The sequence below is a fragment of the Methylibium rhizosphaerae genome, from assembly GCF_006386545.1.
Classification (GTDB): Bacteria; Pseudomonadota; Gammaproteobacteria; order Burkholderiales; family Burkholderiaceae_C; genus Pseudorivibacter; species Pseudorivibacter rhizosphaerae.
In genome coordinates, this window is sequence record NZ_SWAR01000013.1 from 93,047 (window position 1) to 115,541 (window position 22,495).

The 22,495-nt window shown below is 69.0% G+C and carries 20 protein-coding genes; 8 read left to right on the plus strand and 12 right to left on the minus strand.

All coding sequences use genetic code 11. The features are described 5' to 3' along the window. The first annotated feature begins 22 nt into the window (after positions 1 to 22). The 8 genes from E8D38_RS11965 to E8D38_RS28280 all read left to right on the plus strand — a co-directional run bounded on the left by E8D38_RS11965 (position 23) and on the right by E8D38_RS28280 (position 11,076). Positions 23 to 508: a chemotaxis protein CheW gene (locus E8D38_RS11965; RefSeq protein WP_140630056.1), complete on the plus strand. Its 486-nt coding sequence runs from the start codon at positions 23 to 25 to the stop codon at positions 506 to 508. 40 nt (positions 509 to 548) lie between these two features. Continuing rightward, entirely contained in the window at positions 549 to 2,300 is a 1,752-nt protein-coding gene (locus E8D38_RS29305; RefSeq protein ID WP_140630059.1) for a methyl-accepting chemotaxis protein, read from the plus strand. A 38-nt stretch (positions 2,301 to 2,338) separates the two neighbouring features. Beyond that, a complete protein-coding gene (locus E8D38_RS29310; protein ID WP_181179076.1) occupies positions 2,339 to 4,072 on the plus strand; it encodes a methyl-accepting chemotaxis protein in 1,734 nt (577 codons plus the stop codon). A 49-nt stretch (positions 4,073 to 4,121) separates the two neighbouring features. Continuing rightward, a complete protein-coding gene (locus E8D38_RS11980; protein WP_140630062.1) occupies positions 4,122 to 5,900 on the plus strand; it encodes a methyl-accepting chemotaxis protein in 1,779 nt (592 codons plus the stop codon). 109 nt (positions 5,901 to 6,009) lie between these two features. Then, complete coding sequence (locus E8D38_RS11985) at positions 6,010 to 6,537, plus strand: chemotaxis protein CheW (RefSeq protein ID WP_140630065.1); 528 nt, start codon at positions 6,010 to 6,012, stop codon at positions 6,535 to 6,537. A gap of 156 nt (positions 6,538 to 6,693) precedes the next feature. Further along, positions 6,694 to 8,235 carry a methyl-accepting chemotaxis protein gene (locus tag E8D38_RS29315; protein ID WP_281286104.1) on the plus strand — a complete coding sequence of 514 codons (1,542 nt, stop codon included), beginning with the start codon at positions 6,694 to 6,696 and terminating at the stop codon, positions 8,233 to 8,235. 26 nt (positions 8,236 to 8,261) lie between these two features. Continuing rightward, positions 8,262 to 9,824 carry a methyl-accepting chemotaxis protein gene (locus E8D38_RS29320; protein ID WP_140630069.1) on the plus strand — a complete coding sequence of 521 codons (1,563 nt, stop codon included), beginning with the start codon at positions 8,262 to 8,264 and terminating at the stop codon, positions 9,822 to 9,824. A 46-nt stretch (positions 9,825 to 9,870) separates the two neighbouring features. Then, the gene (locus E8D38_RS28280) at positions 9,871 to 11,076 is read left to right on the plus strand and encodes a hypothetical protein (RefSeq protein ID WP_181179085.1); all 1,206 of its coding nucleotides are present in this window, start codon (positions 9,871 to 9,873) and stop codon (positions 11,074 to 11,076) included. A 30-nt stretch (positions 11,077 to 11,106) separates the two neighbouring features. Here the strand turns inward: E8D38_RS28280 and E8D38_RS12005 are convergent, their stop codons facing one another. From E8D38_RS12005 to E8D38_RS12060, 12 genes are all read right to left on the minus strand, one after another. Further along, positions 11,107 to 11,595, minus strand: coding sequence for a type II secretion system protein (locus E8D38_RS12005; protein ID WP_140630072.1), 489 nt, complete (start codon positions 11,593 to 11,595; stop codon positions 11,107 to 11,109). Further along, entirely contained in the window at positions 11,585 to 11,980 is a 396-nt protein-coding gene (locus E8D38_RS12010; protein ID WP_140630079.1) for a prepilin-type N-terminal cleavage/methylation domain-containing protein, read from the minus strand. The genes E8D38_RS12005 and E8D38_RS12010 overlap by 11 nt, the downstream gene beginning before the upstream one ends. Beyond that, complete coding sequence (locus E8D38_RS12015) at positions 11,974 to 12,453, minus strand: type II secretion system protein (protein ID WP_140630083.1); 480 nt, start codon at positions 12,451 to 12,453, stop codon at positions 11,974 to 11,976. The genes E8D38_RS12010 and E8D38_RS12015 overlap by 7 nt, the downstream gene beginning before the upstream one ends. A gap of 7 nt (positions 12,454 to 12,460) precedes the next feature. Beyond that, on the minus strand, positions 12,461 to 14,746 hold the full coding sequence (locus E8D38_RS12020) for a secretin N-terminal domain-containing protein (protein WP_140630086.1): 2,286 nt from the start codon (positions 14,744 to 14,746) through the stop codon (positions 12,461 to 12,463). A 92-nt stretch (positions 14,747 to 14,838) separates the two neighbouring features. Beyond that, a complete protein-coding gene (locus E8D38_RS12025; RefSeq protein WP_140630089.1) occupies positions 14,839 to 15,354 on the minus strand; it encodes a hypothetical protein in 516 nt (171 codons plus the stop codon). Beyond that, the gene (locus E8D38_RS12030) at positions 15,351 to 15,899 is read right to left on the minus strand and encodes a hypothetical protein (protein ID WP_140630092.1); all 549 of its coding nucleotides are present in this window, start codon (positions 15,897 to 15,899) and stop codon (positions 15,351 to 15,353) included. The genes E8D38_RS12025 and E8D38_RS12030 overlap by 4 nt, the downstream gene beginning before the upstream one ends. Continuing rightward, positions 15,896 to 16,537, minus strand: a complete 642-nt coding sequence (locus E8D38_RS12035; RefSeq protein ID WP_140630095.1) for a hypothetical protein — start codon at positions 16,535 to 16,537, stop codon at positions 15,896 to 15,898. The genes E8D38_RS12030 and E8D38_RS12035 overlap by 4 nt, the downstream gene beginning before the upstream one ends. After that, positions 16,534 to 17,352, minus strand: coding sequence for a hypothetical protein (locus E8D38_RS12040; protein WP_140630104.1), 819 nt, complete (start codon positions 17,350 to 17,352; stop codon positions 16,534 to 16,536). Before E8D38_RS12040 ends, E8D38_RS12035 begins: the two co-directional genes overlap by 4 nt. Further along, positions 17,333 to 19,012, minus strand: coding sequence for a GspE/PulE family protein (locus E8D38_RS12045; protein WP_140630109.1), 1,680 nt, complete (start codon positions 19,010 to 19,012; stop codon positions 17,333 to 17,335). Before E8D38_RS12045 ends, E8D38_RS12040 begins: the two co-directional genes overlap by 20 nt. Further along, complete coding sequence (locus E8D38_RS12050) at positions 19,009 to 20,196, minus strand: type II secretion system F family protein (RefSeq protein ID WP_140630115.1); 1,188 nt, start codon at positions 20,194 to 20,196, stop codon at positions 19,009 to 19,011. Before E8D38_RS12050 ends, E8D38_RS12045 begins: the two co-directional genes overlap by 4 nt. A 12-nt stretch (positions 20,197 to 20,208) precedes the next feature. Then, positions 20,209 to 20,661, minus strand: a complete 453-nt coding sequence (gene gspG, locus E8D38_RS12055; RefSeq protein WP_140630118.1) for a type II secretion system major pseudopilin GspG — start codon at positions 20,659 to 20,661, stop codon at positions 20,209 to 20,211. 73 nt (positions 20,662 to 20,734) lie between these two features. Then, the gene (locus E8D38_RS12060; protein WP_140630121.1) at positions 20,735 to 22,474 is read right to left on the minus strand and encodes a S8 family peptidase; all 1,740 of its coding nucleotides are present in this window, start codon (positions 22,472 to 22,474) and stop codon (positions 20,735 to 20,737) included. Between the last annotated feature and the right edge of the window lie 21 nt (positions 22,475 to 22,495).

Sequence of the window (22,495 nt, forward strand, 5' to 3'; positions counted from 1 at the left end):
CGACTGAAGAAGGAGAGATGCCATGGGCATGATGGAAAAACTCGACACCGCAGAGAAGGTGCAGACGCTCGCCCGCGAGTACCTCACCTTCCGCCTGGGCGCCGAAGAGTACGGCATCGACATCCTGAAGGTGCAGGAAATCCGCGGCTACGAGCAGCCCACCCGCATCGCCAATGCGCCGGGCTTCCTCAAGGGCGTGGTCAACCTGCGCGGCACCATCGTGCCGATCGTGGACCTGCGCCTGCGCTTCCATTGCGAAAGCGCCGAATACAACGGCTTCACCGTCTCGATCATCCTGCACATCGGCAACCGCACCATCGGCGCGGTGGTCGACTCGGTGAGCGACGTGCTGGAGATCCCTGCCGAGGCGGTGAAGCCCGCGCCGGAGATGAAGTCCGCCGTCGATTCGGGCTACATCCAGGGCCTGGCCCAGATGGGCGAGCGCATGGTGATCCTGCTCGACATCGAAGGCATGTTGCTGAGCGAAGACATGGGCCTGGTCGGCTGAGCGCCGCCCGTCCCCTTCCCGATCCAAGGAGCGGTACCCCATGCAACTCAAGAACATGAAGCTGGGGCTGCGCCTCGGCTTCGGCTTCGCGGCCGTGCTGATGCTGATGATCGGCATGGCCGCCGTCGGCGCGATCCGTCTGAACGAGATCGTCTTCCTCAACACCAAGCTCAACGCCGACTCGGACCGGCAGACGCTGGCGCTGCAGTGGAAGGGCGAGACCCGCCTGAACCTCATGCGCACCATGGCCATCGGCAAGTCCGGCAACCAGGCCGAACTCACCGCCTACCTGCAACCGCAGATGAAGGACACCTCGGCGCAGATCACCGAGCTGCAGAAGAAGCTCGAGTCGATGGTGACGAGCGAGTCCGAGAAGAAGCTGATGGAGACGATCGCCGAGCGCCGCAAGGCCTACGTCGGCATCCGCAACAGCATCTTCGACGCCTTCAAGGCCGGCGACAGCGCCGGTGCGCAGGCCCGGCTCGACAGCGAGCTCGCCCCTGCTTCCGACGCCTACCTCGCCGCCATCACGGCGCTGGCCGACTACCTGGGCAACGAACTCGCGACGGACAGCCCACTCCTGGAGGCCAAGGCCAGCCAGGGCCGCTTCCTGCTCCTGGGCCTCGCAATGGCCGCGCTGCTGGTGGGCGGCGTGCTCGCCTGGCTGATCACCCGCTCGGTCACGCAGCCGCTGGCCCGCGCCATCGACGCCACCCGCAGCGTGGCGCAAGGCGACCTGTCGCAACCCATCAACAACGACCGGCGCGACGAAGTCGGTCAGCTCCTGCAGACCCTGGCCGACATGCAGAACAGCCTGCGCCAGATGGTCTCCGGCATCCGCCAGACCACGGAGAGCATCACCACCGCCAGCACCGAGATCGCGGCCGGCAACCAGGACCTTTCCGGCCGCACCGAGCAGACGGCCAGCAGCCTGCAGCAGACCGCCAGCTCGATGGAGCAGCTCACCGGCACGGTGAAGCAGACCGCCGACTCGGCCCGCACCGCCAACCAGCTGGTCAGCTCGGCCTCGGCCTCTGCCGCCAAGGGCGGCGAGGTGGTGTCCGAAGTGGTGGCCACGATGGACGAGATCACGGCTTCCAGCAGGAAGATCGCCGACATCATCGGCGTGATCGACGGCATCGCCTTCCAGACCAACATCCTGGCGCTCAACGCCGCGGTGGAAGCCGCCCGCGCCGGCGAACAGGGCCGCGGCTTCGCGGTGGTGGCCGGCGAAGTGCGCAGCCTCGCGCAGCGCAGCGCCGAAGCCGCCAAGGAGATCAAGAGCCTGATCGGCGCCTCGGTCGAGCGTGTCGAAACCGGCTCGAAGCTGGTGCAGGACGCCGGCAGCACCATGGCCGAGATCGTGGCCAGCGTGAAGCGGGTCAACGACATCATCGGCGAGATCACCGCAGCTGCCTCCGAACAGAGCGATGGCATCGGGCAGGTCAACACCGCGGTCACCCAGCTCGACCAGATGACCCAGCAGAACGCCGCGCTGGTGGAAGAAAGCGCGGCGGCGGCCGAGTCGCTCAAGGGCCAGGCCTACAAGCTGGCCGACGTGGTGGGCCGCTTCAGGCTGTCCACCGAGGCCACTTGGCATGCGCGCTTCCAGGCGCAGGCGCAGGCACAGGCGAAGGTCGAGCCGGCCAAGGCCCCGCCCAAGCCGGCCGCAGCTGAAGTCAAGCCCACGGCTCTCGCAGCCTCCCCGGCTGCCGCCCCGGTCGCAGCGCCCCTTGCCGCACCCATGGTCAGCGTGCCGGCCGCGGCCGGCGACGACTGGGAAACCTTCTGATCCATCACACGAACAACCAGAACAGCACCGAGGAACACATGAACTTCATCAGCCTGATGCGCAACTTCACGATCCGCATGCGGATGCTCGGCGCCATTGCCGTGGTGCTCGTGCTGCTGGCCCTGGTGGGCGGTGCGGGGCTGATGGGCCTGTACCGCACCGAACGGCTGAGCGAGGACTTCACCTCGGGCACCTACATGGCCACCATGCGCATGGGAGCGCTGCGCACCGCGATCGCCGAGGTCCAGCGCAACGAGAAGGACCTCGTCATCAGTTACGAGAAGCCGGAAGAGGTGGCGCGCCACAAGGTCACCTGGATCAAGGCGCAGGACCAGGTGGCGACCGCGGCGAAGGCCCTCGCCGAGAGCCAGCATGGCGACGGCGCGGCGCTGGTGCAGGAAATCGCCGCGCTGATGGTCACCCATGCCAAGGAAGCCACCCCGGTGATCGCCCAGCTCGAGGCGAGCGCCTACGACACCGCCACCGTCGCCAACCGCATGCTGGGCCGCGCCAAGGGCTCGATGGACCAGGCCGAGGCCAAGCTCGCCGAACTGGGTGCCAGGCTCGAAGCCGACGCCAAGGCCGCGGGCCAGGCCCGCGTCACTGCGGTCAACCAGACCGTCTGGCTGTTCGGCGCGGTGGTCGTGGCTGCGATCGCGATCGTGATCCCGCTCACGCTGCTGAACATGGTGTCGATCTGCCGGCCGATGGAAGAGGCCCGCGAGCTGACCGCCGCCATCGCCAAGGGCGACCTGACCCAGCACATCCACAGCAAGGGCCGCGACGAGGCCGCGCAGATGCTCGGTGCGCTCGAGGAGATGCAGACCTCGCTGCGCAGCATGGTGAGCCAGGTGCGCCAGAGCACCGACAGCATCACCACCGCCAGCTCGGAGATCGCGGCCGGCAACCAGGACCTCTCTGGCCGCACCGAGCAGGCCGCCAGCAACCTGCAGCAGACCGCCTCTTCGATGGAACAGCTCACCGGCACGGTGAAGCAGACGGCCGACTCGGCCCGCACCGCCAACCAGCTGGTCAGCTCCGCCTCCGCCTCGGCCGCCAAGGGCGGCGACGTGGTGTCGCAGGTGGTGAACACCATGGACGACATCAGCGCCAGCTCGAAGAAGATCGCCGACATCATCGGCGTGATCGACGGCATCGCCTTCCAGACCAACATCCTGGCGCTGAATGCGGCGGTGGAAGCCGCCCGTGCCGGCGAACAGGGCCGCGGCTTCGCAGTCGTGGCCGGCGAAGTGCGCAGCCTGGCGCAGCGCAGCGCCGAGGCCGCCAAGGAGATCAAGAGCCTGATCGGCGCCTCGGTCGAGCGGGTCGAGACCGGCTCGAAGCTGGTGCAGGACGCCGGCAGCACCATGGCCGAGATCGTGGCCAGCGTGAAGCGGGTCAACGACATCATCGGCGAGATCACTGCGGCTGCGTCCGAACAGAGCAACGGCATCGGCCAGGTCAACACCGCCGTCACCCAGCTCGACCAGATGACCCAGCAGAACGCCTCGCTGGTCGAAGAAAGCGCCGCGGCGGCCGAGTCGCTCAAGGACCAGGCCTACAAGCTGGCCGACGTGGTGGGCCGCTTCAAGCTGTCCGGCGAGGTAGCGACGGCCGCACGCGTGCAGCCCCAGCCGCAGCCGCAGCCCCAGGTCCAGTCTCCGTTGAAGGTGGAACCGCCGGTGCAGCGTGCCGCCGCCGTCGAAGCGAAGCCGGCAGCCCCGGTCGAGGTGGCCACCGCCAAGGCGGACGACGACTGGACCTCGTTCTGAGCCGGTCCGGCCGCTTCAGTCTCTCTCCTCAAAAGTACCCACGAGTCCCATGTTCAAGAACCTCGCCTTCAAACAAAAGATCCTGCTGCTGGTCGGCGTGGCCATCGCCGGCCTGCTGACCCTGAGCGCCGTCGCGGTGGTGCAGGTTCGCAACCACATCGGCGACGGCCGGCAGGACCAGCTGGTCATGGCGGTGCAGTCCGCCCACAGCATCGTCGCGGCCTACCAGGCCAAGGCGGCCTCCGGCGCCATGAGCGTGGAAGACGCGCAGAAGGCGGCCAAGGATGCGCTGCGCCTGTCGCGCTACGGTGGCGCCGACGGCAAGGCCGACTACTTCTACATCTGGAACACGGACGGCGCCGGTGTCATGCACCCGATCAAGCCGGAATGGGACGGCCAGGTCATGGTCGGCAAGGTGAAGGACGCCGGCGGCATGGACATCATCCGCGCGATCGTCGATGGCGTGGCCAAGTCCAAGGACGGCAAGGCCTTCGTGCCGACCAACTTCCCGCGTCCCGGCAAGACCGAGCCGGTGCCCAAGCTGCAGTACGTGATGCTGGTGCCGGGCTGGAACTGGATCGTGGGCTCGGGCCTCTACATGGACGACCTCGACGTGGCCATGCGCGAGGCGCTCCTCAGCATCGTGGGCATCGCAGTGGGTCTGCTGCTGGTGATCAGCGGCATCGGCTACGTGGTGGCACGCGGCGTGTTGCGCCAGATCGGCGGCGAGCCTTCCGAAGCGATGGTCGTGATGTCCGAGGTGGCACGCGGCAACCTCGCGGTGGACCTGCACAACCCGCAGCCGGGCAGCCTGCTGGCCGCGCTGTCCGACATGCTCGGCTCGCTGCGCGGCACCGTGGCGCAGGTGCGCCAGAGCACCGACAGCATCACCACCGCCAGCACCGAGATCGCCACCGGCAACCAGGACCTGTCCAGCCGCACCGAGCAGACCGCCAGCAACCTGCAGCAGACCGCCAGCTCGATGGAGCAGCTCACCGGCACGGTGAAGCAGACCGCCGACTCGGCCCGCACCGCCAACCAGCTGGCTTCTTCCGCGTCGGCCTCGGCCGCCAGGGGCGGCGAGGTGGTGGCCCAGGTGGTCGCCACCATGGACGAGATCAATGCCAGCTCGAAGAAGATCGCCGACATCATCGGCGTGATCGACGGCATCGCCTTCCAGACCAACATCCTCGCCCTGAACGCCGCGGTGGAAGCAGCGCGTGCCGGCGAACAGGGCCGCGGCTTCGCGGTGGTGGCCGGCGAGGTGCGCAGCCTCGCTCAGCGCAGCGCCCAGGCCGCCAAGGAGATCAAGTCGCTGATCGGCGCCTCGGTCGAGCGCGTCGAAACCGGCTCGAAGCTGGTGCAGGACGCCGGCAGCACCATGGCCGAGATCGTGGCCGACGTGGCCCGCGTGTCGGACATCATCGGCGAGATCACCGCGGCCGCCTCCGAGCAGAGCGACGGCATCGGCCAGGTCAACACCGCCGTCACCCAGCTCGACCAGATGACCCAGCAGAACGCGGCGCTGGTCGAAGAAAGCGCTGCCGCGGCGGCCTCGCTGCGCGAGCAGGCGCAGAAGCTGGCCGCCGCCGTGGCGGTGTTCCGGCTCGGCCAGGCCGAGCTGCAGGCACAGCAGCAGGCGGGCCTGGCCATCGCCCGCGCGCAGCAATCCAGCAGCACCGGCCTCGCGAAGCCCGCCGCGCCTGCGCCGAAAGCAGCAGCGCCGAAGGCCGCAGCCCCCCTGCCGCGCATCGCGCCGGTGACCGCCCCCGCCCCGCTGCCGCCCGCGGCTTCTGCCAAGGACGACACGGATTGGGAGACTTTCTGAGCCGCCGAGGCGCTTCAGTTCCGAAGCACCGCAACCGATAAACCGTTACAGGGCGGCAGAGTGCTGCGGCCCGGCCAACAGCACCCGTACATCCAGAGAGGTCCACGCCATGAACATGAACGATGCCGCCCACGTCGCCCGCCACGAGTCGTCTCGAGCGCAGGCCGCTGCCACCGTGCCGCAGGCCGGCGTCGCCGGCGAGTTCCTGACCTTTCGACTCGGTGCCGAGGAATACGGCATCGACATCCTGCGGGTGCAGGAAATCCGCTCCTACGAGCAGCCCACCCGCATCGCCAATGCGCCGGCCTTCCTCAAAGGCGTGGTCAACCTGCGCGGCGTGATCGTGCCGATCGTCGACCTGCGGGTGAAGTTCGGCTGCGAAAGCGTCGAGTTCAACAGCTTCACCGTCGTGATCGTGCTCAACGTGAAGGGCCGCGTGCTGGGCGCCGTGGTCGACTCGGTGAGCGACGTGATGGAGCTTTCCGGCGACCTGGTGAAGCCGGCGCCCGACATCAGCGCCGCGGTGGACACGAGCTACATCACCGGCATTGCCAACGTCGGCGAACGCATGCTGATCCTCACCGACATCGAGGCGCTGATGAGCAGCGACGAGATGGGTCTGATCGAAGCGATCTGACCCGTGATGCGCTCGTCGCCGAAAGCGGGCGGCGCGCATCAAGCTGCCGGCCGAGGCCGCAACCCCTTCCGTTTGGTCAGCTGATCGCAGCGGGGGCGCCTTCCAGAGCCCGCCAACGCCCCATGTATGCGATCGCTTCACAAGAGGAACAAGAACGTGAAGCTTCGTACCGCACTTTCGCTGCTGCTGGCCTGCAGCATCGGCACCACCTTGTGCCTGGGGATCACCACGCTGTGGAGCGCGAGGCAGCTCGACGCGAGCACGCAGCGCGCACTGGTGGCCAAGGACGTGACGGCCGACATCCTGCCGCCCCCGCTGTACCTCATCGAGGCGCGGCTGGTGTTGTCGCAGCTGATCGAAGGCAGCATGCCGCTGGCCGGCGCCACGGCCGAACTGGAGCGGCTGGAGAAGGAATACCTCGCTCGCGTGCAGTACTGGCAGCAGAACCCGCCCTACGGGCTGGAGCGCGAGCTGCTCGGTGCCCAGCACGAGGCCGGGCTCAGGTTCCTGGCCGATGCCAAGGCCAAGGTGCTGGCCGCCGCCGCCCGCGGCGACGCCGAAGCGGCCAAGGCAGCGCTCGGCGAGGTGCACACGCTCTACCTGGCCCATCGCAAGGGCGTTGACGACACGGTGAAGGCCTCCGGCGTCTTTGCCGAAGCCGCGATGCAGCAGTTCGCGCGGGTGCAGCAGGGGTCGCAATGGCTGGCCGCGGCGATGACACTGCTCGGCGCGCTGCTGCTGGGCGGCCTCACGCTGCTGGCGCGCCGCACCGTGCTGCGCAGCATCGGCGCCGAGCCGCAGGAGCTGGCCGCCCGCTCGGCGGCCATGGCCGGCGGCGACCTCACCTCCCCCATCGCCACGCCGCACGCCGACAGCATTGCCGGCTCGATGGAACGCATGCGTGCGAGCCTGGCCGGGCTCATCGGCACCGCGCTGCAGAACACGCAGCATGTGGTGGCCTGCTCCGGCGAACTGGCCGCCGGCAATCGCCACCTGAGCGAACGCACCGAAGCCGCCGCCAGCAGCCTGCAGCAGACGGCCAGTTCGATGGAAGAGCTGAACGGCACGGTCAAGCAGACCGTCGACGCGGCGCACTCGGCCAACCAGCTCGCCGGCTCCGCTTCGGCAGCCGCCACGCAGGGCGGCGCGGTGGTGGATCAGGTGGTCGCGACGATGGAAGAGATCAGCGCCAGCTCGAAGCGGATCGCCGACATCATCGGCGTGATCGACGGCATCGCCTTCCAGACCAACATCCTGGCGCTCAATGCCGCGGTGGAAGCCGCCCGTGCCGGCGAACAGGGCCGCGGCTTCGCGGTGGTGGCCGGCGAAGTGCGCACGCTGGCACAGCGCAGCGCCCAGGCTGCGCACGAGATCAAGGCGCTCATCGGCACGAGCGTCGAGAAGACCGAGTCGGGCGCCCGCCTGGTGCGCGAGGCGGGCGCCGCCATGGGGCAGATCGTCGAGTCGGTGCGCCGCGTCACCGAGGTGATCGGCGAAATCTCGACGGCGGCGTCCGAACAGCACGACGGCATCGGCCAGGTGGTGACCGCGGTGAACCGCCTGGACGACATGACGCAGCAGAACTCGGCGCTGGCCGAGCAATCCATCACGGCCACCGAAACCCTGAAGGACCAGGCCAGGCGATTGGCACAGGTCTTGAGTGATTTCAGGCTCGGCACGCAACCGCGGGCCGCATGAACACAGTCAGCCGAAGGACCACGATCATGAAAAACCTGTTGAGGCGCCTGTCCATCCGCCATCGCTTGCATGCCTGCGTGGCCTTCATTGCCGTGCTGACGCTGGGCCTCGCGGCCTGGACGCAGCTGGCGCATCGCAGTTCGCTGGCCGCGCTCGAGAGGGTGCTCGACACCGAACAGCAGGCCGCGGCCCAGGCAGCCACACTGCGCACCTCGCTCGGCCAGCTGCACGAGTACGAGATGAGCATGATGCTCAACGCCAACAACACGCTGGAGGTCGACCGATTCGGCGGGCTGTGGAAGAAGGAGCTGAAGGACCTGGTCCAGGGCCTGGGCGCCATCGGCAGCGAGCAGGCCAAGGCCGGCGCTGCCGCACTGGCCGAGTATGAAAAGGTCATCGCCCCGATCGCGCAGCAGCTCGCGGCCGCCACCATGGACGTGAGCGTCGCCTCTGCCTACGCCGCCAAGGCCGCGCCCCACCTGGCCGCCGCCGACAAGAGCATGGATGCGCTGGCACAGCAGGCCAAGGAAGCCATGGCCGCCACCCGTGCCGAGGTGAAGCGCAGCGGCAACGTGCAAGGCACCCTCAGCGGCGTGCTCGGCGTGGCCGCCGTCGTACTGGTGGCCCTGGTGCTGTGGCTCACGCAGCGCTCGATCTGCGAGCCGATCGACCAGGCCAAGGCCCTGGCGGCCCGCATCGCCGGGGGCGACCTCAGCAGCGCGGTGCAGATCGAAGGCCACGACGAAGCGGCCGAGCTGCTGCGTTCGCTGCTGTCGATGCAGTCCAGCCTGCGCGACATCGTGGCCCAGGTGCAGCAGTCCACCGACAACATCACCAACGCGAGCACCGAGATCGCCACCGGCAACCAGGACCTGTCCAGCCGCACCGAGCAGGCCGCGAGCAGCCTGCAGCAGACCGCCAGCTCGATGGAACAGCTGACCGGCACGGTGCGCCAGAGCGCCGATGCGGCGCGCCAGGCCAATCAGCTGGCCAGCTCGGCTTCCGAAGTGGCGGCCAAGGGCGGCGCGGTGGTGGCCAAGGTGGTCTCGACAATGGACGAGATCAACGCGAGCTCGAAGAAGATCGCCGACATCATCGGGGTGATCGACGGCATCGCCTTCCAGACCAACATCCTGGCGCTCAACGCCGCGGTGGAAGCCGCCCGTGCCGGCGAACAGGGCCGCGGCTTCGCGGTGGTGGCCAGCGAAGTGCGCAGCCTGGCGCAGCGCAGCGCCGAAGCCGCCAAGGAAATCAAGAGCCTGATCGGCAGCTCGGTCGAGCGGGTGGAAACCGGCAGCGCGCTGGTGCAGACGGCCGGCAGCACCATGGTCGACATCGTCGCGAGCGTGAAGCGGGTGAACGACATCATCGGCGAGATCACCGCCGCCGCCTCCGAGCAGAGCGACGGCATCGGCCAGGTCAACAGCGCCGTGACCCACCTCGACCAGATGACCCAGCAGAACGCCGCGCTGGTGGAAGAGTCGGCCGCTGCCGCCCAAAGCCTGAAGGACCAGGCTCGCCAGCTGGTCCAGCTGATGGGCGCCTTCAGGCTCTCGCGCGACGACATGGCGGCGGCTGTGACGGGCTGAAGGCGGCGACGGCCAACGCGCCGTCGAGCGCAACACGTGGCCCACAATGCGGCCATCGCTCGACGCCGCGGCCACCGCCCTCGTGAGCACCGACAGCCTGCCCTACGTTCGCCTGCCGAGAACCCTGGACACTGCGGAGCGCCGCGCGCTCAGGCAGTGCGTTGTGCTGTCGCTGCTGCTGCATGCGCTGGTGGTGGCGGTGGTGGGCACCGACGTCGGACAGGGCAGCAGCCCGGCGCGAGAGAAGGACGGCCGCCTCACCGTCACGCTGCGCGACATGCCGGTCGTGCCACCACGGCCGGTGGCCACCGAGTCGGCTCCGCGCGCAACGATCGCCGTGTCCAGGCCGCAGCCCACGCCGGCAGCAGCAACCACGCCCCGCGCCACCGAAACACCGCAGGTCCTGACACGAAGCGACAAGGCCGTTGCGCCGGCACTGCCGCAGCCGGCCAGCGCCCCCCGGGCGACACCGACACCGACACCGCCGCCGCAGGAGCCAGAGATCGCCGCGGCGACAACGCCCACGGTGACACCTGCGCCTACGCCTACGCCTACGCCTACGCCTACGCCTACGCCGACTCCGACGCTGACGCCGACCCCCACTCCGATCCCGGCTCCCACGCCCGAGCCGCCGCCGGCTCGGCCCAGCCCAACACCTGATCCGCTCGCGGCACCGCCCGCTCGTGCAACGCCTGCGCCCGAGCCCACGCCTGCGGCCGCGTTGCCGCCTGCCGCCACGCCACCGCCCACCCGCCCTCCTGCCACCGAACTGGCCACGCCAGACCAGCGCGAGCCCGTGCCCACCCCGGAACCGGCAGCGCCCACGCGCCCGCCCCGCGACACGGCCAGTCAGTCGCAATCCACGCCCACGCCGGCGCCCTCACGCCCGTCGGCGGCCGCGCCCGCCACCGGAGAGTCGAACACTTCAGGTGCGGGCAGCCGCGAATCCTCCACGCCTTCGCGCAGCGCCCCAGCCGCACCTGCACCCGCGCCCGCCGGTGCCGGCGAGCCGCCTCCACTCAACCTGGAATTGCCCCGCTCCCGCTACGGCCGCGGCCCCGCCGTCGCCCAGGAGCCTCGCGGCGCGTTGTCATTGATGCCGCCCCCGCCCGAGCGCAAGTCCAAGCTCGCCGAAGACATCGAGAAGTCCGCCAAGCCCGACTGCCGCAATGCTCACAGCAACATGGGCCTGCTGGCCGTGGTACCGCTGGCCGCCGATGCGCTGAAGAAGGACGGCGGCTGCAAGTGGTAGGTGCACCAGGAGCAGCAACCCGTCCCCGCATCATCTCGGCGGCACCGCGCCCCAGAAGACCCACTCCCTGTACGAGCTCTTCTCCCCTTCCAGGTGCCGCACAGCCGGCGGAAAACCGGTCACCTTGAGCGGCCTGCGTGAGGAACTGCTGTGGATGCCGACGATACGACCCGTCCCATCGCGCACCAGCGTCCAATCCAGCCGGCCCGTGAGCGGATCGGCACGGTAGCGGCGCAAGTGCCTGACGACACCGGGGTAGCGTGGATCACGCAGCAGTTCCTCCATGGAGGCTGGAGCACGCGCCGCGCCCTGGGGCGTCGCGGCAGCGTAGCGGCGCAAGGCCAGCTGAAACTCCTCGCCGATGGCAAGAAGCTCCTGTTCCGCGCCATGCTGCGTCAGGCGAGCCCCGACTTGCACGGCGTTGGCTGCCGTGATGCCGATGACCGCAACCGCGATCATCAGCGCCAGATAGGCGAAGCCTTGCTGCGTGCGGCTGGGAGCAGGCTTCCTACCACTCACGATACGGCCGCCCTTCGCGCCCCGCGCCGACAGCGCCGGACCGGATGTCGTAGACGGCTCCCTCCGAGCCGTCAGGCGGTGCGATGACCTCCCACGTACCGGCCGACTCCGTCATCGGGTCCATCGGCAGCGCCCTGAGGTACCCCTTCTCGACGAGTTCAGCCAACGACTCGGGATACCGCCCGATATCGCCTCGGAACTTGTCCAGGGTGTCGCGCACTCGGTGGAGGTTCTCCTTCAAGACGGCCTCGCGAGACGCATCCACGCTGTGGAAGTAGCGGGGCACCGCCAACGTCAGCAGGAGTGCCAGGATGGCCAGCACCACCAGCAGTTCGATGAGCGTGAACCCGCGCCCCTTTGAGCACATGCCAGTGTTCTTCACCATTGCTGGTAGGGCACGCCATTGAGGCCCGTGCCGGCCGACTTCGAATAGACGTCGAACACGTCGTCGCCGTCCGTTGGGTTGTCCGGCTCGCTGGCATAGGAGCGCTTACCCCAGGTCTGATCGGCCGGCACCGCGCTGTCGCTGGCCAGCGGGTCGCGCGGAAGGCGGCGAAGGAAGTAGATCCTGCGCCGCTCGGGATCTCGCAGGTCCTCGTGACCCCGCACCAGGCTGTCCAGGTCCGCCGGATAGCCGGTGGCACCGATCTCCTTGCGGATACGGCCTTCGTCGCTGGCCCGCTTGTAGGCATCGATGGCCCCCCGTATCTCGCGCAGCGCCAGACGCAAGTCGTTCTCCTTGCTGCGCTGTGCCGAGACCTGGGCCATCGGCACCACGAGCATCGCCAGCACTCCCAGCACGGCCAGCGTGATGAGCAATTCGATGAGCGTGAACCCGCGCCCGGCAGTTGCGAACATGTCGGACCTACGGTGTGATCGCAATCTGCAACGCCGGCGGCGGCGCGGCATCGAGGTTGGCAGCCCCTTCACCGCGGGGGGCCACCGTCAGGACGCGCACGGAGGCCGTCCTGTTCGGCGTGAGTGCCTTCATCGACAGCGTCAACGCCCGCTCGGAACCCATGGCGCCGACCGATCCGGCACGCTGCATCGTCACGAGCACCTGGCCGTCGGGATCGATGCGACTTTCCATGGTGGCCGACACGCCGCCTTGCTTCATGAAGTCGCCCTGCTCCACTGACATGACCTGCACGGCTGCCGGGTCGAAACCGAGCGCCAGCGGCAGGCTGAGCAGACCCTTCTTCGCGTCGTCGATCATCAGATCGACGCTGAACAATTGGCCCGATCTGACCTGGACCGGGCCGCGAAAGCGCAGGCTCAAGTCGCCCGCGACGGGCGCGACGCCGCCCCCAGGTTCGACAGGGGTGTTGTTGTTGCCGGCCGGAAGGTTCGGGGTGCTGCCTGCGGCTTGCGGCATGGCCGGGGCGGGTGCCGTCGTCGTTGCGTTGCCGCCGACTTCGGCCGGCGTGGTCGGAGCAGCAGCACCGGCAACCTCGCCGCCACGGCTTCTCAGGCCGGCCTCGGTGCCTGACTCGAACTCGAGCGCCGACGCATCCGGCCGTTCCACGTTGCGCAGCACCCTCGGAGTGATCGACAGGACGATCTCCGTCTTGACCGCCTCGTCGGATTGCCCGCCGAACAGCCTGCCTGCCACCGGAATGCTGCCCAGCGCGGGCAACTTGTTGGCAATGCGACGGTCCTCGTCGTTGATGAGGCCGGCGAGCACCTGGTTTTCGCCGTCACGCAGCCGCAGGACGGTGGTGGCGCTGCGGGTGCCGATCTGGTAGGCCAGCGTCCCGGACTTGGTCTGCACCTGGCTCACCAGATTGCTGACCTCGAGCGACAGCTTGATCGACACCTCGCTGCCCGGGTGGATGACGGGCTCGACCTCCAGCTTCAGGCCCACGTCGATGTAGTTGACCGAATCGGAAATGAAGCCGGTGGAGGTTGAGGTGGTGGTGATGTTGGGCACACGGTCGCCGATCAGCACACGGGCCTTTTCGCGGCTCTTGGCGCGGATGCGCGGATTGGCAAGGATGTTCGCGTCGGACTCCGTGTTGCGAGCCGTGGCCGTCATCGGATTCACGGTCACCCCCACCGTGCCGGCCTTCAGATTCCGGAAGTCGTTCAAGGTCAGCTGCGCGCCGGTGGTGGAGGTCAGCGCACTGAGTGACACCTGCTCCGGCCAGCGAACGCCCAGGTCGAGCAGGCGCGAGCGCTTCACTTCCAGCACTTCCACATCGAGCATCACCTCCGGCTCAGGGATGTCGTGCAACGCCACCAGCTTCTCTGCCAGCCGGATCGCGTCAGGTGTGTCACGCAGCACGATCAGGTTCAGACGCTCATCGACCACCACGTCCTTCGCCTTCAGGATGGTCTTCAGCGTGTTGGCCACGCTCTTGGCCTCGCCATTGCTGAGATAGAAGCTCTTCACGCTGAGCAGCTGGTAGTCCTTCTGCTTCGCGGGCGTGTCTGGATAGATCAGCACGGTGTTGTCGTCGAGCACGCGTTGCTCGAGCTGGTTGGCGATGAGCAGGCGGCTCACGGCTGCCTCGACGGTACTGCCGCGCAGGTAGATCGACGTCCGCTGGTCGGTGCGTACGTCCTTGTCGAACAGGAAATTCAGGCCCGAGCTCCTGGCGATGAGCTCGAACACAGTCTTGATCGCCACGTCCTTGAACTCGATGGAGATCGGCTTGCGATAGGCCGTGGCCAATGCGAGTGCGGGGTTCCTGCCCTCGCCGCTGCGCTCGAGTTCACGCAGCAACTCCGCAGCCCCCGGGTATCCCGGGCTTTCGAGGAGCAACACTCGCAGCAGCGAACGTGCGGCCTCGGCATCCTTGCGTTCCGCATGCTGGCGGGCACGTGCCAGCGTTGCGTCCCAGCGCCTCTCACGCTCGACCCCCTTGAGCCCCGCCACGGCAAGCTCGCTGGTCGGATGCAGTTCGAGTGCCTGTCGGTATGCCCGCTCGGCAGGGTCGAACTGCCGGGCCGCGCGCGCCTGCGCACCCTGCGCCAGCAGTTCGGAAACGAGCCTGTCGCGGGTGCGCAGGTACTCGACCCGGTACTCGGCCGACCCCGGATCCAGCCGAACCGCTTCTTCCAGGCGGACGAGGGCCTGACGTGCCTGGTCCCTCGCAAGCATCTCGCGCGCATCACGATAGGCCTGCTGCGCCGCGCAGCCAGCCAGCATCGCGGCCGCAAGCAAGCAAACCGCTGAGCGCCAGAAACGACCCAGCCCCACTTGTTTCCCGACTCTTCTGGCAGACAAGCTTCTTCTCCGATCTACAACTCTGTGGCGCCCAGCTCGACGACGTACTCGTGCTGCAATGGCAGGTAGGTCACGGTGACGGTGGAGCCCGTGATCCGGTCGACGCGATAGTCGCTTTCGATCACGTCGCCCTCCTTCACGACGTAGGCGTACTCCTCGCGGGTCAGGTAGACCTCCCAGCGGTCGCCCTCGCGCTTGCGGCCGACCACGGCAAACGGAAACGGCGGCACCTCGCGGCCCGGTGCCGATGCACCGGCGGCGACCGCCGGTGCATCGATCCAGCTCCGCTGCGCAAACAGGTCGGCACTCGCCACGTTCCCTCGGCGCTCCGGATAGAGCAACGCGCGAGGCAGCGGCGCACTCCGAGGAGCAGGCGCGGCAACCGCCGCAACGATCGAAGCCGGCGCGCCAGGCAGCCGTGGCCGAGCTTCGGCCTGGACAACCGACCCGTCACCAGCGGGCGGTTCGCCGAACAGCACCAGCGCCGCCGACGCAAGCAAGGCGGGTCCCAGGATCCACCAGCGGTTCATCGCAACCTCCGATCTGCGGCTTCCTCTTCGAACCATGCGGTGAACCGCACCACCACCAGCACTTCGGAGGACGCCGCGCTTTCACGCTTGAGCGACAGGCCCTCGAGCGCAACGTTCGGATGGCGCCGCAGGAGTCCCTCGACCAGCCCGCGCGCTGCGGGGTAGCTGCCCCGCAGCGGAACCGTCATGCGCATCTCAAGCCAGCCATGGCCGCTGCGCTGGTACTGGTACTCCGCCTGGTCGATCTGCAAGCCTTGCGCAGCGGCGAGCCGAAGCAGTGCGGCAACAAGCTCCTGCGTCACATCGGCCGACGGGAACACGGAGCGAGTGTTTTCGCTTTCGCCCGGCGGCGCCGGGTCGATGCCGCGCTCGGCCGTGACCTGCGGCGGGACATCCGGCACGGCTCGCGAGACTTCTCGCCGCGCGAGCTCCACGCCAGCGGCAACCATGGCAAGCAAGGCCACCGCCCCCCAGGCGGCCCCGTGCCTCCAGGCCAGGACGCCCAGACGCAGCCGGACTCGCGCGAAGATGCCGGCGCCGTTCATGGGCGTGCCTCCCTGCTGGGCTGCCTCACGTGAGCCTGTGCGCGCGACGCGGCCTCACCGTACACCACAGCGCCTTCGATCTCGGCCTGCAGGACGAATCGTGTGGTGCGCGGCTGCCCAGGCTGGGCTTGCGTGTTGTCCTCCTGCTTGACGATGCGCGGCTGCCGCAGGCTGCGCGCTCGCCTGAGTGCCTCGATGTAGGCGAACACATCACCCGCAGCCCTAACCTCCACCACCAGCTTCAGGCGCCGTGCTTCGGTGTCGGGCTCCACCTGCAGCACGGCGACGCTGCGCGGCGTGAGCCGCTCGAGATCGTCGAGCATCAAGGGCCATGGGATGTCGAGCCGCGCCACGATGCGCTCGAGCTCGTGCCTCTGGCGGGGTGACAGCGCCGTCTCGGCCCTGTTGGCCGCGAGCTGGCGTTGTTCGCGCTGTGCCTGCTGCTCCGCCAGGCGCTCCCGTGCCGCCTGCACGGACTCACGTGCCTGAACGAGCCCTCCCACACTCCAGCCCAGCCAGCCGAGCAGCGCCATCGACAACAGCGCCATGGCGGCGCGGCTGCGCGGGCCGGCTGTGGCACCGAACAGCCAGGGCCACGAGGTGTCACGGAAATCGAAGCTGCGCCCCGAGGTCCTCATGGCAGACACCCCACTGCGGCCGCAAGAGTGATTCCATCCCAGCGCTCCTGCGCGGTCGGCAGCGGCACGGGCAGCGCGTGCTGCGTCCAGCGCAGGCCCGGCACTCCAGGGGGGGCTGGCACAGCGGCGCTGCACCAATGCACGTCGAGTGCGTCGTCCTCCCGGCCAGGGAGCACCGCCCGCGCCCGCTGGACCTCCTGCACCACGCGCGGCCACGGGTCCAGAGGATCCACGCGCAGCGAACTCGCGCGTACGGCCCCGACACCTGGTTCGCACCACCAGGCAGTGGCCCGATCCAGCATCACCACGACCCGTACATGACGCGCGGCGCGCAGTCCCGGCAGGGTCTTCAGCCTCTCCAGCAGCCGCAGCTCCGCCGGCCGCACATCGACGACGCGCAGCGAGTTCGATGCAGCGAATTCGTTGCATGCGTCGATCAGCACTCGGGGCACTGCACAGCAGACGCTGGCTGCGTCGAGGCGCCAGTCTGCGCGGATGACCCAGGTGTCGGCGGGCTCGCCGAACAGCTCCTCGAACTTGAGTGCGGCGTACTGCCTCACCTCCCGCAGCGATGCCGCCTGCTGCGGCACGTCGACCGACCACCACCGCGAGCAACCGCCAGCCACGGAACAGCGGACATGCGTCGGCTTGCGCGATCCCCCGGCCAGCAACGCCTGCAGCGAAGCAGCATTGCCGGTTTCCACCACGGAAACCGGCTTGCCGCCTGGGTCGGGGCGCGCAAGCGCCAGCGCCGGCGCCGGCGCCGAAGTCATGTCGCAGCCAAGGCCCGCGACTTCACGTCGAAAGAGTGACACGGCGCACCTCCTCCAGCGTTGTCTCGCCACGGGCCACCAGATCGAGCCCGGCGTCGAAGAGGCTTCGCGTGCCCTGCGAGCGCGCAGCCTCGCGCAAGCTGCCGACCGATTGCCGCGACGCCACCAGCTCGCGCAAGCCATCGGTGAGGCGCAGGAACTCGGCCACCGCCCGGCGGCCGCGGTAGCCGCTACCGCGGCAATGACCACAGCCCCGCCCCTTGCGGAACTGGAAGCCGCCCACGCGCTCGCGAGTGAGGCCGCATTTGGCGAGCAGTACCTCGGTTGGCTCGTCGGGTTCGCTGCACTCGGTGCAGTTGATGCGCACCAGCCGCTGCGCCCACACGCCGTTGAGTGCGGACGCCAGCGCGTAAGGGTCCAGCCCCATGTGGGTGAAGCGGCCGAACACGTCGAACACGTTGTTCGCATGGACGGTCGACAGCACCAGGTGGCCCGTCAGCGCCGACTGCACCGCGATTTCCGCCGTCTCGCGGTCGCGGATCTCGCCCACCATGATGCGGTCCGGGTCGTGACGCAGGATCGAGCGCAGCCCGCGCGCGAACGTGAGGCCCTTCTTGTCGTTCACCGGGATCTGCAGGATGCCAGCGATCTGGTACTCCACCGGGTCCTCGATCGTGATGATCTTGTCGCGCCCGGTGTTCATCTCGCTCAGCGCCGCGTACAGCGTCGTGGTCTTGCCCGAGCCGGTGGGCCCGGTGACCAGCACCATGCCGTAGGCCGCTTCCACCAGGTCGCGCAGCTGGCCCACGGTGCGGGAGTCCAGGCCAAGTGCATCGAGCGTGAGGCGCCCGTGGTGCCGCACCATGGCCTGCTTGTCGAGCACCCGCACCACCGCGTCCTCGCCGTGCACGCTGGGCATGATGGACAGGCGCAAGTCCACCTGCCGGCCCTGCGCATGGACGCGGAAGCTGCCATCCTGCGGCACGCGGCGTTCGGCAATGTCGAGCTCGGCCAGCACCTTCAGCCGCGAGATGATCTGCTCGGCCAGCGCCACGTTGGACACCTGCGTGACCGCATCGAGCACGCCGTCGATGCGGTACTTCACGGCCAGCCCGTCGGCCGTGGATTCCATGTGGATGTCGCTGGCCCCGAGCTTGAGCGCGTCGTACAGCGCCGAGTTCACCAGTTGCACCGCCGGGCTCGAGGCCTGGCTCGCCGATTCCAGCGTCAGCACTTCGTCGACGCCGGCTTCCTGCGCCTGCTCCTGCCGCAGCGACACGATGGCGTCGGTGGCTCGCGCGGCGGCCTCGTGCCGGGACAGCATTGCATGCAGATTCGACGGGCTGGCAATCCAGAAGCGCAGCGGCCGCTGTGCGCACGACTCCAGCCAGGTCCAGGTGTCGTCGGCCCACGGGTCCACGAGCACTGCAATGTCTGCCTGCGCTTCGCCGGACGAGGACTTCATGAGCAGGCAGTGGCGCGCCTGCGCCTTCACGAGGCTGATGCGGTCGAACACCGGCAGCCAGGTGCGCAGCTCCGCCATGCCGGCCACCGGCAGGCCGGTGGCGGCTCCCAGCGCCGCCACGATCTCGTCTTCTGCATGGCCGCCTTGCTCGGCGAGCCTGGCGATCCAGGCAGCACCGCCGGCTTGCCTTGCGGCACGCAGTCCGGCGGCTGTGAGGTCGTGGAGGCCGCCGCTCATTGCAGGGTGCCTGCCAGGTCGAAGATGGGCATGTAGAGCAGCAGGACGATGAGGCCGATCACCAGCCCGATCGCGGCCATGAGCGCCGGCTCGAAAGCCTTGGTGAAGCGTTCGATCCAGCGGCTGGTCTCGCCTTCGTAGAACAAGGCCGTGCGCCGCAGCATCGTCCCCAGCTGGCCCGAGGCCTCGCCCACCCGCAGCAGCCGGGTGGCAATGGGCGTGGCCAGCGCCTCCCGCTCGAGCGCCTCGGACAAGGGCACGCCCTCGGCGATGACGGCGCGCACGCGCCGCAGGCTGCGCTGCGTGGCCGCCGAGCCCACCGACTCGGCGAGCGTCAGCACCTGCAGGATGGGCAGGCCGCCTTCGAGCAGCAGGCCCAGCGTGAGGTACAGCCGCGACAGCTCGATCAGCCGCACGCGCTCGCCGAACCAGGGCCAGCGCACCAGCAGCGCCCGCCATGCGCCGGCCGCACGTGCGCCCCGCAATGTGCCGGCCAGCAGCAGCGCGAGGGCGCCGAATACTGCCGCCACGGCCCAACCGTGCTGTGACAGCAATTGCCCCCAGCCGAGCAGCAGCTGCGAGGCCCACGGCAGCGTGCGACCGCCGTCCTGGTACACCGAGGCGAACCTCGGCACCACGTAGCCCAGCAGAAACAGGCTCACGGCCCCGCCCACCACCATCAGGATCACCGGGTAGATGGCGGCACTGATGATGCGGCTGCGCACCGCCTCCACGCGCAGCCGGTAGTCGATGTAGCGCGACAGCGCTTCGTGGAGGTTGCTCGTGCCCTCGGCCGACTGCACCATGCCGACGAACAGCGGCGCAAAGCTGCCCGGCTGCCGCGTCAGTGCGGCTGACAGACGCTGGCCGTCGCGCAGGTCGGCCAGCAGGCGGGTGAGCACGAGCCGCGTCGTGCTGGCGGTGTCCTTCTCGATCAGCGCCTCGACGGCTTCGATCACGCTGAGGCCGGCTTCCAGCAGGGCCAGCAGCTCCTGGGCGAACAGCGTCAGCGGAAACCTGGTGCCACCGCTCGAACGGCGGCCGAATGACCGCACACCGGACAGCGACAACGCGCGCAGCTCCTGCGCCGCGAGCTGCCGGCGCGCGTCATCCGCATCGAGCGCCTCCAACTCCACGGTACGCAGCCGCTGCTGGCCGTCGACCACCCTCGCCCGGAACTGCATGGGCCTGCCTGGTCAGAACGAGGTCACATCGGCTGCGTCGCCGCTGCCGCCAGGCTGACCGTCCTTGCCCAGGGAAACGACCTCGAAGTCGCGCTGGTTGCCGCCGGGCATGCGATAGACATAGGCGCGGCCCCAAGGGTCGGGCGGCACGCTCTTCTGCAGATAGGGACCGTTCCACTTGCCCTCGGCGCCGGGGCGCTGCACCAGTGCGGCCAGGCCCTCCTCGCTGGTGGGGTAGCGGCCGACATCGAGGCGATATGCGTCGAGCGCCTTGCTGAAAGCCTCGACCTGGGCCTTGGCCACGCTCTGCTCGGACTTGCCGACCTGGGAGAAGTAGCGCGGGCCCACGTAGGCGGCGAGCAGGCCGATGATGACCATGACCACCAGAAGCTCCAGCAAGGTGAACCCGCTGGAGCTGCTGGAGCTGCCGGTATGGACGGCCTTGCCAGACCTTCTTGCGTTCATTCGCCCCCCCTCGTCGCCGCCGCGCCCTGAACCGCGCGATTGTATTGATCGGGCCGCCTCGGCCCACCCCCCTTCAGGGGCACAGCATTCCGCCGCCGGCCGAAGAGCTGACCTGGACCCTGGCCGACGCGGTGGCCGTTCGACCGTAGGCGTCGCTCACCGTGACCGTGGCGGTCGTGATGGCGCCGGAGCAGGCTTCGAGCGTCGTGTTGAAGGCCGCCGTGCTCAAGGTCGCGTTGACGACCGTGAAGGTCGCATTGGAAGACGTCCACTGGTAGGTGAAAGGAGCCCGGCCGTTCTGGATCACCGCGGTCGCGCTGGCGCTCACCCCACCCGCGCCCGAACGGCTCTTGTAGATGTTGGCCGGCGTGATGCTCACCGAGGGAGCTGCAGCGCCTTCGGCGGCCGTCACCGCGGAAGACGCGTCCACGACACCGGTTCCGCAACCGGTACACGCCACCGCGAAGGCCCTGGCGCTGTGCTTGAGCTGTCGCGCCACGTCTTCGGACGCCAGGCCCGGGTTCCTGGCCAGCATCAGGGCGGCCACACCCGCCACATGGGGCGCTGCCATCGACGTGCCCTGGTAGTACGCGTAGTTGTCGGCGCCCGGAGCATCGGCCCCGGTGTTGAGCGTGGAAAGGATGGATTCACCAGGCGCCGCCAGAGACACCAGCGAGCCGTAGTTCGAGAACGACGCCTTGCCCCCCGAGCGGCTCAGCGCCGCGACGGCGACCACGCCCGGGCAGTTGGCCGGGGCCACGCCCGAGACGTCCTTGTTCGAGTTGCCGGCCGCCGCGACCACGACGGCGCCGCGGCTGCGGGCCGTGGCAATGGCGTTGCCATAGGTGTTGCTGCAGGCGCCGCCTCCGCCCAGCGAGAGGTTGATGACCCGGGCCGGGTAGGGGTTCGCCGGCGCGCCGGCGACCGTGGCGCCCGAGGCCCAGAGGATGCTGTCGGCGATGTCGGACTCATAGCCGCCGCAACGCCCCAGTGCACGCACCGGGAGGATCTTCGCGCCATAGGCCACGCCGGCGACGCCGAGCGCATTGTTCGTGACGGCGGCGATGGTGCCGGCCACGTGCGTGCCGTGCCAGGAGCTGCTCTTGCCGTCCGGATACAGGGAGCACACGCCCGGCCCGACTGCGTCGCCCGGGTCCGATGCATCGGCGTCGCGGCCGTTGCCGTCCTTCGCGTTGGCGACATCGCTGATGAAGTCATAGCCGGGCAACAGGTTTGCAGCCAGGTCCGCATGCGGCCGGTGCCCCGTATCGACCACCGCCACCACCACGCCGGAGCCGGTGCTGCGGTCCCAGGCACCCGGCAGGTTGATGCCAGCTGCGGCTTCGTAGTAGTGCCACTGGCTCAGGTACAGCGGGTCGTTGGGCGCGAGCATCGGCGTCATGATGCGGTCCGGCTCTGCGTACTCGACTTCCGGGTCGGCCGCGACGATCTGCCGGGCGAGCGCCTGCGCTTCTTCAGCGCTCATGCGCCGGTCGAGCGCCCAAACCTGGGCGCCCTGGCCGGTGTTGCGCACGTGCCGTGCGATCAGGCCGCGTCGATTGGAAGCTTCCTGCACGAGCCGCGCGGCAAGCGTTGCGGAAGGCTTGGACGCCTGGAGCCCCGGCGATGACTCGCGGTAGCGCACGATGATGCGGTCGGTACTTCCCGAAGCGGCCTGGGCTGTGGCCTGCGTGGCTTGCGTGAGCGGCTCGGTCTGCGCGCCGCCGGCTTCGGCGGCCGCGGCATGCAACGCCAGCAGCGCGGCAGCGCAGCGCGCAACGAGGCTGGGCAGCTTGTTCTTGTGGTGGTTCATGGTCAAGAGGTCCTCCTGTGT